The sequence below is a fragment of the Sporosarcina sp. FA9 genome (assembly GCF_051550205.1).
Classification (GTDB): domain Bacteria; phylum Bacillota; class Bacilli; order Bacillales_A; family Planococcaceae; genus Sporosarcina.
In genome coordinates this window covers 3,644,885-3,659,570 of the sequence record NZ_CP188819.1, presented here as the reverse complement: position 1 = coordinate 3,659,570, position 14,686 = coordinate 3,644,885, and the positions used below count along the sequence as shown (strand labels likewise).

The window sequence follows — 14,686 nt, the reverse complement described above, 5'->3', positions numbered from 1 at the left end:
GTTATTCGTCCACCTTTCTATTTACTACTAAAATTTGTTTTTCATTTAAACGAATAGCCCCTTGAAATTTCGCGCCGCTCTTATGAAGTGCAACAAGAGAATTCACATGGTCTTTCGTTAACTTCTCTCCCCCAAGTAAAAGAGGAATCCCTGGTGGATATGGAATTATTGATGAAGCCAAAATTTCACCAATAGCATCTTCATAAGCAATCCATGAAGTTTGATAATTCTTTAGTTCATTAAATGAAAAACTTAAACTTGATATCTCTTTATCAAGGGGTAGAGCATCCTTTAAAACATTTACTTTCATTGAGCTATCAAGCTTAGAAAATGCTCTTTCAATTTTATTACATATTTCATCAAAAGGAAATTCAATGTCAACCTTGAGTAGCGGTAAAATAAATAGAACCTGATGCATATCTGCCAGCTCCGAATAAAGCCCTTCTATATTAAAGAGTTTTTGCAGGTCAAAACCTGAATAATCATTTGCACGTATAAGTAATTTAAGCGGATCATCCATTTCAAGAACAAATAAATGTGGGATCTTTTTTAGGTTTAAAATAAAGTTATTCCTTTGTTTTATAAATTTTAGTTTATCTTCTTCATTAAATGATTCAGCATATGCACGTGCATCATCCAAAGAAGCCATTAAAAGATAGGATGGACTACTCGATTGCAACATACCTAAATAATGTGCTACTCGCTCAGAACTAACCAATTTAGATTTCACATGAAGAAAAGAAGCCATTGTCATTGCAGGAAGCGTCTTGTGTGCCGAATGCACGACAACGTCAGCACCAAGTTCAAGTGCCGATTGTGGGAACGGTTCTCCCACAACAAAATGGGCACCATGAGCTTCGTCAACAAGAACGGGGATATCGTGTCCATGACAGAATGAAATTATCTCTTCTAACTCTACTCCCGTTACACCATAATACGTAGGATATGTAAGAATAACCGCTTTCGACTCAGGATACTCTTTAACTGTCTTACGGATCTGAGAGGCCATTACAGTTCCCATTGTTCTTGACTCACTATCCCAAGGAGGTGAGACAAGGATAGCTGTCGCACCAGTCAATTCAATTGCATGGAAAATCGACTTATGTGCATTTCGTTGCACAATGATTAGATCTCCCATGCCACAGGAAGCATAGATCATAGCCAGATTACCAACCGTTGAACCATTAACGAGGAAGAAACTTCGATCAGACCCGTAAAACATCGTCAATCGTTCCATAGCGTCTTTTAATACTCCTTCTGGTTCATGAAGATCATCAAGACCTTCGAGCTCGGTCAAGTCATAACGGAGCGCTAGACGTAAATCTGATGGCAGTCCCGATAGGGCACCACTCTTATGTCCTGGTACATGAAGTGAAACTGGACTACTTTCCAAAAATTTAATAAGTTGTTGAACAAGCGGACGGTTCGCATAACTCAATTTATATTTCACTTCCTCTTCCATCCATAATAAATTAAGAAGCATTTATAGTATTTCATATTTATGTATAAAAAAAAAGCTACTACCATTAAAGGTAATAACTTCTTTAGTGCCTGGCAACGTCCTACTCTTGCAGGGGGGAACCCCCAACTACCATCGGCGCTGAAGAGCTTAACTACCGTGTTCGAGATGGGAACGGGTGTGACCTCTTCGCTATTGCCACCAGACTTGAATGTTCTCTTTCAAGGACATTACTTATTATATCAAGTGATGCTAAAATTACAAGCATTAGTTTTATGAACGTTGCTTGTTCGTTCAAAACTGGATAAAACAGACATTTTTTTTGGAAGAATCGTTAGATTCTTCCGACGAATCGAGGTCAATCATACCTCTTCATTTTATTGGTTAAGTCCTCGATCAATTAGTATCCGTCAGCTACACACGTCGCCGCGCTTACACCCCGGACCTATCAACCTCATCTTCTTTGAGGGATCTTACTTACTTGCGTAATGGGAAATCTCATCTCGAAGGGGGCTTCATGCTTAGATGCTTTCAGCATTTATCCCGTCCATACGTAGCTACCCAGCGATGCCTTTGGCAAGACAACTGGTACACCAGCGGTATGTCCATCCCGGTCCTCTCGTACTAAGGACAGCTCTTCTCAAATTTCCTGCGCCCGCGACGGATAGGGACCGAACTGTCTCACGACGTTCTGAACCCAGCTCGCGTACCGCTTTAATGGGCGAACAGCCCAACCCTTGGGACCGACTACAGCCCCAGGATGCGATGAGCCGACATCGAGGTGCCAAACCTCCCCGTCGATGTGGACTCTTGGGGGAGATAAGCCTGTTATCCCCGGGGTAGCTTTTATCCGTTGAGCGATGGCCCTTCCATGCGGAACCACCGGATCACTAAGCCCGTCTTTCGACCCTGCTCGACTTGTAGGTCTCGCAGTCAAGCTCCCTTATGCCTTTGCACTCTACGAATGATGTCCAACCATTCTGAGGGAACCTTTGGGCGCCTCCGTTACTCTTTAGGAGGCGACCGCCCCAGTCAAACTGCCCACCTGACACTGTCTCCTGCCCCGATAAGGGGCATGGGTTAGAAGTCCAATACAACCAGGGTAGTATCCCACCAACGCCTCCTCCGAAGCTAGCGCTCCGGAATCTAAGGCTCCTACCTATCCTGTACAGGTTGCATCGGAATTCAATATCAAGCTACAGTAAAGCTCCACGGGGTCTTTCCGTCCTGTCGCGGGTAACCTGCATCTTCACAGGTACTATAATTTCACCGAGTCTCTCGTTGAGACAGTGCCCAGATCGTTACGCCTTTCGTGCGGGTCGGAACTTACCCGACAAGGAATTTCGCTACCTTAGGACCGTTATAGTTACGGCCGCCGTTTACTGGGGCTTCAATTCGAAGCTTCGCTTGCGCTAACCTCTCCTCTTAACCTTCCAGCACCGGGCAGGCGTCAGCCCCTATACTTCACCTTGCGGTTTTGCAGAGACCTGTGTTTTTGCTAAACAGTCGCCTGGGCCTATTCACTGCGGCTCTCTCGGGCTTTAACACCCTACCAGAGCACCCCTTCTCCCGAAGTTACGGGGTCATTTTGCCGAGTTCCTTAACGAGAGTTCTCTCGATCACCTTAGGATTCTCTCCTCGCCTACCTGTGTCGGTTTGCGGTACAGGCACCTCCCGCCTCGCTAGAGGCTTTTCTTGGCAGCGTGAAATCAGGGACTCCAGGGAATACTCCCCTTGCCATCACAGCTCAATGTTATAGAAATGGGATTTGCCTCATTTCACACCTCACTGCTTAGACGCACATAACCAACAGTGCGCTCACCCTATCCTACTGCGTCACCCCATTGCTCAAACGGCGGGGAGGTGGTACAGGAATATCAACCTGTTGTCCATCGTCTACGCCTTTCGGCCTCAACTTAGGTCCTGACTAACCCTGAGCGGACGAGCCTTCCTCAGGAAACCTTGGGCATTCGGTGGAAGGGATTCTCACCCTTCTTTCGCTACTCATACCGGCATTCTCACTTCCAAGCGCTCCACTAGTCCTTACGATCTAGCTTCGACGCCCTTGGAACGCTCTCCTACCACTGACACAAAAGTGTCAATCCACAGTTTCGGTGATCTGTTTAGCCCCGGTACATTTTCGGCGCAGCGCCACTCGACCAGTGAGCTATTACGCACTCTTTAAATGATGGCTGCTTCTGAGCCAACATCCTGGTTGTCTGGGCAACGCCACATCCTTTTCCACTTAACAGATACTTGGGGACCTTAACTGGTGGTCTGGGCTGTTTCCCTCTCGACTACGGATCTTATCACCCGCAGTCTGACTCCCAAACATAAATCTTCGGCATTCGGAGTTTGTCTGAATTCGGTAACCCGGGATGGGCCCCTAGTCCAAACAGTGCTCTACCTCCGAGATTCTATCGTTTGAGGCTAGCCCTAAAGCTATTTCGGAGAGAACCAGCTATCTCCAGGTTCGATTGGAATTTCACCGCTACCCACACCTCATCCCCGCATTTTTCAACATACGTGGGTTCGGGCCTCCAGTAAGTGTTACCTTACCTTCACCCTGGACATGGGTAGATCACCTGGTTTCGGGTCTACGACCCCATACTTATTCGCCCTATTCAGACTCGCTTTCGCTGCGGCTCCGCATTCTCTGCTTAACCTTGCATGGAATCAGTAACTCGCCGGTTCATTCTACAAAAGGCACGCCATCACCCAGCGTATTTCCCCGAAGGAAAATACGCACCGGGCTCTGACTACTTGTAGGCACATGGTTTCAGGATCTATTTCACTCCCCTTCCGGGGTGCTTTTCACCTTTCCCTCACGGTACTGGTTCACTATCGGTCACTAGGGAGTATTTAGCCTTGGGAGATGGTCCTCCCGGATTCCGACGGAATTTCACGTGTTCCGCCGTACTCAGGATACACTCTGGAGAGAATGAACTTTCGACTACGGGGCTTTTACCCTTTATTGCGGACCTTTCCAGATCGCTTCGTCTAATTCATTCCTTTGTAACTCCGTATAGAGTGTCCTACAACCCCAGGAAGCAAGCTTCCTGGTTTGGGCTCTTCCCGTTTCGCTCGCCGCTACTCAGGGAATCGAATTTCTTTCTCTTCCTCCGGATACTTAGATGTTTCAGTTCTCCGGGTGTGCCTCGTTTACGCTATGTATTCACGTAAACGTACTACCCTATTAAAGGTAGTGGGTTTCCCCATTCGGAAATCTCCGGATCAAAGCTTACTTACAGCTCCCCGGAGCATATCGGTGTTAGTGCCGTCCTTCTTAGGCTCCTAGTGCCAAGGCATCCGCCATGCGCCCTTTCTAACTTAACCATTAGAGTTTCGATACACGTCGCATTGCGTTGTCAGCTTCACTCTTTTAGTCAGTCACGTACCTGAGTACGCTCCTTCCCTCACTCGATTGCTTCCTAGCACTGCTTGTGTCTCCAAACTCTACTTAGCGAATCGTTCATTGCAGCGATGCAAATCCAGATTCTTAAAAAGGTACTGTAAATTAGTAAACTAATTTACATGATTGATTCTTGATTGTTTTTATTAATGTCGTTTTATCCAGTTTTCAATGAACAAGTTTTGAATTCTCGTTAATACCATATTTTATAAACGGTTGTTCAAGCTAAAACATGCTTGAAAACCTATTTATCGCCAAAAAAATAGACCTATGGATACAATTTTAGCAGAAACCGCTAAAATTGTTTAATGAGCCTTCAAAACTGAACGCAAAACGTCGTTAGCGAAGAATATTTATATTCTTCATTTTATAGATCAGAGATCTATATTCCGAATGTCTAGACTTCACATACCAAAGTATGATCTGCTCGTAGACAAATTCCTTAGAAAGGAGGTGATCCAGCCGCACCTTCCGATACGGCTACCTTGTTACGACTTCACCCCAATCATCTGTCCCACCTTCGGCGGCTGGCTCCCACAAGGGGTTACCTCACCGACTTCGGGTGTTACAAACTCTCGTGGTGTGACGGGCGGTGTGTACAAGACCCGGGAACGTATTCACCGTGGCATGCTGATCCACGATTACTAGCGATTCCGGCTTCATGCAGGCGAGTTGCAGCCTGCAATCCGAACTGGGAACGGTTTTATCGGATTGGCTCCCCCTCGCGGGTTGGCAACCGTCTGTACCGTCCATTGTAGCACGTGTGTAGCCCAGGTCATAAGGGGCATGATGATTTGACGTCATCCCCACCTTCCTCCGATTTATCACCGGCAGTCACCTTAGAGTGCCCAACTGAATGGTGGCAACTAAGATCAAGGGTTGCGCTCGTTACGGGACTTAACCCAACATCTCACGACACGAGCTGACGACAACCATGCACCACCTGTCACCGCTGTCCCCGAAGGGAAAAGTGTATCTCTACACCGGTCAGCGGGATGTCAAGACCTGGTAAGGTTCTTCGCGTTGCTTCGAATTAAACCACATGCTCCACCGCTTGTGCGGGTCCCCGTCAATTCCTTTGAGTTTCAGCCTTGCGGCCGTACTCCCCAGGCGGAGTGCTTAATGCGTTAGCTGCAGCACTAAGGGGCGGAAACCCCCTAACACTTAGCACTCATCGTTTACGGCGTGGACTACCAGGGTATCTAATCCTGTTTGCTCCCCACGCTTTCGCGCCTCAGCGTCAGTTACAGACCAGAAAGCCGCCTTCGCCACTGGTGTTCCTCCACATCTCTACGCATTTCACCGCTACACGTGGAATTCCGCTTTCCTCTTCTGTACTCAAGTCCTTCAGTTTCCAATGACCTTCCACGGTTGAGCCGTGGGCTTTCACATCAGACTTAAAAGACCGCCTGCGCGCGCTTTACGCCCAATAATTCCGGACAACGCTTGCCACCTACGTATTACCGCGGCTGCTGGCACGTAGTTAGCCGTGGCTTTCTAATGAGGTACCGTCAAGGTACGGGCAGTTACTCCCGTACTTGTTCTTCCCTCACAACAGAGCTTTACGATCCGAAAACCTTCTTCACTCACGCGGCATTGCTCCATCAGACTTTCGTCCATTGTGGAAGATTCCCTACTGCTGCCTCCCGTAGGAGTCTGGGCCGTGTCTCAGTCCCAGTGTGGCCGATCACCCTCTCAGGTCGGCTACGCATCGTCGCCTTGGTAAGCCGTTACCTTACCAACTAGCTAATGCGCCGCGGGCCCATCCTGCAGTGACAGCCGAAACCGTCTTTCAGAGTACTCTCATGCGAGAGTACTGATTATTCGGTATTAGCCCCGGTTTCCCGGAGTTATCCCCATCTGCAGGGCAGGTTGCCCACGTGTTACTCACCCATCCGCCGCTAATCTAAAGGAGCAAGCTCCAATAGATTCGCTCGACTTGCATGTATTAGGCATGCCGCCAGCGTTCGTCCTGAGCCAGGATCAAACTCTCCATAATACTGGCTAGTCGATACGCAGCACATCACGTTGTCGATTTCGCTTGATCAGTCGGTCACGTACCCAAAAGTACGTTCCCTCCTTCTCGCGCTCATCTCCTAGTGCTGCACTACGTCTCGACCGCCAGTGAATACAGAAACTTGAATAGCTCTAGTTTCTATGCTGGCATTAATGAAGAGTGTACTTAGTTCTTCGTAAACGAGGAATAAAGCATTCTTCAATGATGTCATGTCGAAGGATTGAAATTCAATCCTTCTGGTTGTTTCTGTTCTGCTGACGGAAATCAGCTTACTTGGAAACGTTTATACTCTGTACACCGAAGTGTATCGAGTTTAAAAATTCTATCGACGTTTTGCTGTTCAGTTTTCAAGGTTCATTTATAAGAATCTATATTTCATTTTTTTATTTACCAAGTTGCTATTCTCTCGACTGCAACTCTTATATCATAACAAATCGTGTACACCATGTCAACAACAATTTTCAACTCTTTATTTAAGTTGTTATTCGTTGTTTGTTACGGGTAATTTGCAACGACACTTAATATAACATCTATTCATTTTAATTGCAACCCTTAATTTAAAGTCTATCTATATAGAACGTAAATGAACTTATAACCCCTTATTAGCAAGTATCAGATAGTACTCGTTCAACAGCAATACTACGGTTTACTGTTAGATCCATAATCGAGCCATTGCTTAACTTTACCATTGGACGTAATCGAGCATCTCGATGCACAAATATTACTTCACCTTCATCACCGTTAGTCAGTCTAACCTTTGTTCCAATGGAAAGATCGCCTACTAAGTTATGCAATGCTTGGACGACTTTAATATCAAACTTACCAAACTCTTCTTCTGTAATCATCTCAATTACTTTATATGGTGATACTTTTTCCCGATATACCCTTTCAGAAGTCATTGCATGAAAGACATCTGCGACTGCAACTATTTGAGAATAGATTGAAATCTCTTCTCTTTTTTCCCCGCGTGGATACCCACTGCCGTCTAATCGTTCATGATGTTGAATGATAGCTAATTTCATCTCTTGACGAAGTAAAGGAGTATCTTGGATCATTTGATAACTATAAATAGTATGTTTTTTTACTTCGTTAAACTCACTACTCGTTAAAAAAGCAGCTTTATTTATAATAGATTCATCTATTTTGGCCATACCACAATCGGCAAGTGCACCTGATATGCCCACTTGTATTGTCTGTCCTAACGGCAATTCCATCTGATTACTAATTGCCGATGATAAAATTCCGACAGCAATTGAATGATGATACATATATTCTTTTAAATTTGAAAGATCATTTAGAATTGGCAGCAATTTCTTTTGTCCAATGAACGCATCAACCAATGGTATAATAATTGCCCGTACTTTCGCTACGTCCGGTTTAATACCTGCTTGCCAACTGCTAAATTCCTTTTTATACTTTTGCACTGCATCACGATATAAAGTTACTGTGTCAATTTGATTCATTGGTATTTTGGAAAGTATATCGTCAGGGTCAATAGAAGCAAAGTCATCCGAATCTAGAGATTCTTCTTTCTTAATAACAACAAGGTCATGAACTTTTATCTTCTTTACACCAAAAACATCTAATATTTCCAAATGTTCAGCTGTAAGTTCAGAGTTTTGTCTAATAATAGGATTACTTGTATTCGCAAATATATCTTCACTAATTCTAAATCCCGGGCGCAGGCCACTCACTTTTACATAACTAGCTTCCATTATGACATTCTCCAACTTTCTATTATATTCTTTATTTTCACTTTACCCTAAAGATTGAATGAAATCGATTTTAACATAAAAAAGTTGCTAGAATGGCAATAAAACCACTCTAACAACTTTTAATTACTTAGGATTGATTTTCATCATCTTCAGCTGAATTTGTTTCCACTTCTATTTCACCATTACTTTCAATAATGACCTCTTCAGTACTTTCTTCATCAATACTTTCCTCTTCTATCTCTTCTTTTAAAACTTTTGCGACTGTTGCTACTAGCTCGTCTTCTCCAAGTCGGATAAGTCGAACACCTTGCGTGCTTCTACCGATGACGGATATATCTTCAATGGCCATCCGAATTAATATTCCGTGTATCGTTATCAACATTAAATCTTCAGTTCCGTCAACGGCTTTCATCGCGACTAGTAATCCATTTCTTTCAGTTACATTTAGTGTTTTAAGTCCATAACCACCACGTGACTGGATACGGTACTCCTCAATAGGTGTCCGCTTTCCAAAACCTTTTTCAGTAACTACTAGAATTTCCTCGCCATCGCTGACGATATCCATTCCTACAGCAATATCACCTTTACGCAAACGAATACCACGAACACCGCCCGCTACTCGGCCCATTGTTCGGATATCTGTCTCATTAAACTTAATAAGCATTCCGTTTTTAGATCCAATGACAATATCTTGATTTCCACTTGTCATTTTAACTCCGATTAATTCATCATCACCACGTAAGGTAAGAGCAATTAACCCGTTTGAACGAATATTAGCAAATGCAGAAACTGGCGTTCTCTTGGCAATACCGTTTTGAGTAACGAAAAAGAAGTATTTATCTTCTTCAAATTTGTCAACTGGTATCATTGCCGTTACTTTTTCATTTTTGTCAACACCAAGCAAGTTGATAATTGGAAGTCCCTTGGCAGTACGACTGAATTCAGGTACTTGATATCCCTTCGTACGGAATACACGACCTTTACTTGTAAAGAACAAGATTGTGTCATGAGTCGAAGTGTTAAGCATATGCTCAACAAAGTCATCATCATTTGTTCCCATACCTTGGATTCCACGACCGCCTCGGCGTTGACTACGATATGTGTTTGCAGGTAAACGTTTAATATAACCGTTATGAGTAAGTGTCAATACTGAGTTTTCAACAGGAATTAAATCCTCATCCTCAATCATTTCTGCTCCACCTAATGTTATTTCAGTTCTGCGTTTATCTGCAAAGCGCTCTTTTACTTCAAGTAATTCTTCACGAATAATTTCGAGCAATTTATCCTCATCCGCTAGAATTGAGCGCAATTCAGTGATAAGAATCTGAAGTGTATTGTATTCTTCCTCGATTTTATCACGCTCAAGACCTGTTAACCGTTGAAGACGCATATCTAGGATTGCTTGTGCTTGTCGTGCAGACAAATCGAATTTCTCAATCAACCCTGTTTTTGCTTCATCCGCTGTTTTTGAACCACGAATTAAAGTAATGATTTCATCAATATTATCCAGTGCAATTCTAAGACCTTCTAGAATATGTGCGCGATCTTCAGCCCTTTTTAAATCGTATATAGTTCGTCTACGAATGACGACCTTTTGATGCTCTAAATAGTGGTATAGAATTTCTTTCAATGCCAATATTTTTGGTTGTCCATCAACAAGTGCGAGCATGTTAACACCAAAACTGGATTGCAAAGCAGTTTGTTTATAAAGGTTATTTAATAATACATTTGCATTTGCATCACGTCGAACTTCTATAACAATACGCATTCCTGTTCGATCTGACTCATCTCTTAAGTCCGTAATACCTTCAATCTTTTTCTCACGGACAAGTTCAGCAATCTTTTCGATTAGTCTTGCTTTATTTACTTGATAAGGTAATTCGTTCACTAAAATTGTTTCTCGTCCGTTTGATTGGACTTCGATTTCAACTTTACCGCGAATTAAAACTGAACCTCGTCCTGTTTCATAAGCTCTTCTTATTCCACTGCGACCTAGAATTATTCCGCCTGTCGGGAAATCTGGACCCGGAATAATCTCCATTAATTCCTCAGTTGTAATGAGTTCATTGTGAGATAGCGCAATTACTGCATCAATCGTTTCTCCAAGATGATGTGGAGGTATATTTGTTGCCATACCTACGGCTATACCAGAAGTTCCGTTAACTAGTAAATTGGGATAACGGCTTGGTAACACAACAGGTTCTCTTTCTTGTTCATCATAATTATCTTGATAGTCAACAGTGTCCTTATTAATATCGCGTAATAACTCCATCGCAATTCTTGACATACGTGATTCTGTATAACGCATTGCTGCTGCAGAGTCTCCGTCTACGGAACCGAAATTCCCATGACCATCGACCAACATATATCTATAGTTAAAGTCTTGTGCCATCCGAACCATCGTCTCATACACAGCACTATCGCCATGCGGATGGTACTTACCTATAACGTCTCCAACAATACGTGCTGACTTTTTATGTGGTTTATCAGCAGTGTTTCCAAGATCCTGCATTGCATAAAGAATACGGCGATGGACCGGTTTTAAACCATCTCTAACATCAGGGAGGGCACGTGAAACTATGACACTCATTGCATAATCAAGGAATGAAGTCTTCATTTCAGTACTTATATTAATTCCCTGTACACCACGTTCTGGCATATCTGACATTTTTGTAGACTCCTTTCAACTCAAGCAAATAAGGTAAATCACGCATCTAAATTTTTTACATACATTGCATTCTCTTCGATAAATTTCCTACGGGGCTCGACGTCATCACCCATAAGTTGTTGAAAAGTGGAATCTGCGTCAATCGTATCTTCAAGTTCTACTTTGAGCAATGTACGTTGGTCAGGATCCATCGTTGTATCCCAGAGTTGTGTTGCATCCATTTCACCAAGTCCTTTATAGCGAGTGATAACAGGTTTTGGTGATTGTGAAAGACGCCCTAGAATTTCTTGAAGTTCTGGTTCTGTATAGCAATACTCTTCGTGTCTTCCTTGTTTTATTCTGTATAAAGGTGGTTGTGCAATATAAATGTAGCCCGCCTCAATAAGTGGTCTCATGAAACGGAAAAAGAATGTTAAAAGTAATGTCCGTATATGCGCTCCATCTACATCGGCATCCGTCATAATAATAATTTTATGATAGCGTGCTTTTTCTAGTGCAAACTCTTCGCCAATCCCAGTTCCAAGTGCTGTAATGATCATTCGAATTTCAGCATTACCTAAAATTCGATCGAGTCTGGCTTTTTCAACGTTTAGTATCTTTCCACGAAGTGGCAAAATTGCTTGGAAGTGGCGATCACGACCATTTTTTGCAGAACCACCTGCGGAGTCACCCTCAACAATATACAGTTCACTTATCGCTGGATCTCGTGATGAACAGTCCGAAAGTTTTCCCGGAAGACTCGATACTTCAAGTGCCGATTTTCTACGTGTAAATTCTCGGGCATTTTTTGCTGCTAGTCGGGCGCGTGCTGCCATTAAACTTTTTTCGATTATTTGACGTGCGGTTGTTGGATTTTCAAGTAAAAAACGTTGAAGTCCTTCAGAAAATAAAGAGTTCGTTATTGTACTTACTTCAGAATTTCCTAGTTTAGTCTTTGTTTGTCCTTCAAACTGAGGATCTGGGTGTTTTATAGATATTATTGCAGTCAAACCTTCACGGACATCATCTCCAGATAAGTTTGAGTCTGCTTCTTTTAAAGCACCATTTCTACGAGAATAATCATTTATGACGCGCGTAAGTGCAGTTTTAAAACCTGATTCATGTGTTCCGCCTTCGTACGTATTAATGTTATTTGCAAACGAATATAAGTTTTCTGCATAGCCACTATTATATTGCATAGCAATTTCAATTGAGATACCGTCTTTTTCACCTTCAATAAAAATTGGTTCATCATGTATAGGCTCTTTGTTTTTGTTTAAATGTTCAACGTATGATTTAATGCCGCCTTCGTAATAATAAGTGTCCGTTCGACCTTTATCATCGCGTTCGTCCGTAATTGTAATTCGAAGACTTCGATTTAGATAGGCAAGTTCTCTTAATCGATTTGCAAGAATATCATATTCAAATGTTGTTGTTTCAGTAAAAATTTCTTTATCTGGTTTAAAGCGTACCCTCGTTCCTGTTTCAGTAGCCTCACCAATAACACCGAGTTCTGTGGAGACTACTCCTCTATCAAATTTAATATAATGAAGTTTGTTATCACGTCTAACATATACCTCCGTCGTTTCAGATAAAGCGTTTACGACCGCTGCACCAACACCATGAAGACCTCCAGAAACTTTATAACCTCCACCGCCAAACTTACCTCCGGCATGTAGAATTGTCATAATCACTTCAACAGCAGGTCGTCCAGTCGATTCTTGTGTACCAACTGGAATTCCACGTCCATTATCAGTGACACAAATATAGTCATCCTTTTCCATAACAATCTCGATATGATCACAATGACCTGCAAGTGCTTCGTCAATACTGTTGTCGACAATTTCCCATACAAGATGGTGAAGTCCTTTCGAGCTCGTTGTCCCAATATACATACCAGGGCGTTTGCGAACCGCCTCAAGTCCTTCAAGTACTTGAATCTGATTTTCATCATAAGCCATCTGTATATCTTTCTCATCCATTGCCAAACTGTTCACCTTCCCCTTCAAAATGCATAACTTAGCTAGTTAATGATAACGATTGTTTTAGAGCTTGTTTATGTTTTAGTCGTCGCTATCGCTTCCCTTAGTTACTTCGCCAGCTTCAACTTCAAATATATCGGCTTGACGAATTGTGTCGTGATCAATGCCCGCAATATTTGTCGTTGTAACAAACGTTTGAACTTCCCCCTGAATTGTATTCAGTAAGTGAGATTGACGATAATCATCAAGCTCTGATAATACGTCATCTAAGAGAAGCACTGGTGCTTCTCCTACTTCTTGTTTTACAAGTTCAATTTCAGCAAGTTTTAGGGATAGAGCTGTTGTCCGCTGCTGTCCTTGCGAACCATAGGTCTGGATGTCGTATCCATTGACAAAAAAGAATAGATCGTCTCTATGTGGACCTATTAAAGTGAGTCCTCGGTCTAGCTCTTGACGCTTTGCTTCAAGTAGTCTTTGTTCTAGAATCGATTCCATCTCTTCTGTAGTCTGTCCCGAATTAAGTTGTTTTAATGTCCCATAGGATACTTTAAGTGTTTCCATTCCGCGGGAAATACCTTTATGAATCGGTTCTGCCCATTTTTGCAGCAATTCCATAAAATAAAACCGTTTACGAATAATTTGTATGGCAACTTTAATATATTGCTCATTATATACGTCAAACATAACATCTTTAAAATCTGGTTTTCCTCGGTTTGATTTCAATATTGCATTACGTTGTTTAAGGACTTTTTGGAATGTTAGAAGATCATGAAGATAGACTGGGGATATTTGTCCAATTTCCATATCCAAAAATCTTCTTCTTACTTGTGGACTTCCTTTTACAAGATTCAAATCCTCAGGTGCAAACATAACGACATTCAACTGTCCTATATATAAACTGAGGCGATTTTGCTCAAGATGATTTACACGGGCCCTCTTTCCTTTTTTGGAAAGAATGAGCTCGAGTGGCAGCCCCCCACGTTTACGTTGAACATACCCTTCTATTTTACCATATTCCTGATCCCAACGTATTAACTCACGATCATTCGATGTTCTATGCGACTTTGCCATGGAAAGAACGTAGATTGCCTCCATGACATTTGTCTTTCCTTGAGCATTTTCGCCAATTAAAACATTGATTTTTGGGGAAAATGATAAATCAAGTGATGCATAGTTTCTGTAATTGGTTAATGCAAGACGTTCAATGTGCATTCGTCGATCCTTCAGTTATTCCTACGATTTTAAACTTTCCAACTTCAGGAATCGATACTTTATCACCGTCGTACAGCTTTTTACCGCGTCTTTGTTCTTTATCTCCATTTACATAAACGACATACTCCTCGAGAAACCATTTAGCCATACCGCCCGAGCTAATCGCATCTGTCATTTTAAGTAACTGGCCTAGTGTTATAAATTCAGTATCTATTTTTAAATCATTCATCCATCTTCAACCC

General features: G+C 42.5%; 6 protein-coding genes and 3 rRNA genes. All 9 read right to left on the bottom strand.

All coding sequences use genetic code 11. From position 1 onward, the window contains the following. Nucleotide 1: 1 nt before the first annotated feature. Nucleotides 2-1,483 carry an aminotransferase class I/II-fold pyridoxal phosphate-dependent enzyme gene (locus ACP8HH_RS18755; RefSeq protein WP_438314018.1) on the bottom strand — a complete coding sequence of 494 codons (1,482 nt, stop codon included), beginning with the start codon at nucleotides 1,481-1,483 and terminating at the stop codon, nucleotides 2-4. 66 nt (nucleotides 1,484-1,549) lie between these two features. Then, nucleotides 1,550-1,665, bottom strand: a 5S ribosomal RNA gene (rrf, locus tag ACP8HH_RS18750). Between the two features lie 174 nt (nucleotides 1,666-1,839). After that, a 23S ribosomal RNA gene (locus ACP8HH_RS18745) occupies nucleotides 1,840-4,795 on the bottom strand. A gap of 522 nt (nucleotides 4,796-5,317) precedes the next feature. Continuing rightward, nucleotides 5,318-6,870, bottom strand: a 16S ribosomal RNA gene (locus ACP8HH_RS18740). Together the 16S, 23S and 5S rRNA genes form the textbook arrangement of a ribosomal RNA operon. Before the next feature lie 620 nt (nucleotides 6,871-7,490). Beyond that, entirely contained in the window at nucleotides 7,491-8,603 is a 1,113-nt protein-coding gene (locus tag ACP8HH_RS18735) for an HD-GYP domain-containing protein (protein WP_438314016.1), read from the bottom strand. Nucleotides 8,604-8,730: 127 nt separating this feature from the next. Then, nucleotides 8,731-11,271, bottom strand: a complete 2,541-nt coding sequence (gyrA, locus tag ACP8HH_RS18730) for a DNA gyrase subunit A (RefSeq protein ID WP_438314013.1) — start codon at nucleotides 11,269-11,271, stop codon at nucleotides 8,731-8,733. 38 nt (nucleotides 11,272-11,309) lie between these two features. After that, complete coding sequence (gene gyrB / locus ACP8HH_RS18725; RefSeq protein ID WP_438314011.1) at nucleotides 11,310-13,232, bottom strand: DNA topoisomerase (ATP-hydrolyzing) subunit B; 1,923 nt, start codon at nucleotides 13,230-13,232, stop codon at nucleotides 11,310-11,312. 81 nt (nucleotides 13,233-13,313) lie between these two features. Next, a complete protein-coding gene (gene recF, locus ACP8HH_RS18720; RefSeq protein ID WP_438314009.1) occupies nucleotides 13,314-14,444 on the bottom strand; it encodes a DNA replication/repair protein RecF in 1,131 nt (376 codons plus the stop codon). Further along, nucleotides 14,434-14,673 carry a S4 domain-containing protein YaaA gene (gene yaaA, locus ACP8HH_RS18715; protein ID WP_438314006.1) on the bottom strand — a complete coding sequence of 80 codons (240 nt, stop codon included), beginning with the start codon at nucleotides 14,671-14,673 and terminating at the stop codon, nucleotides 14,434-14,436. Before yaaA ends, recF begins: the two co-directional genes overlap by 11 nt. Nucleotides 14,674-14,686 lie beyond the last annotated feature (13 nt).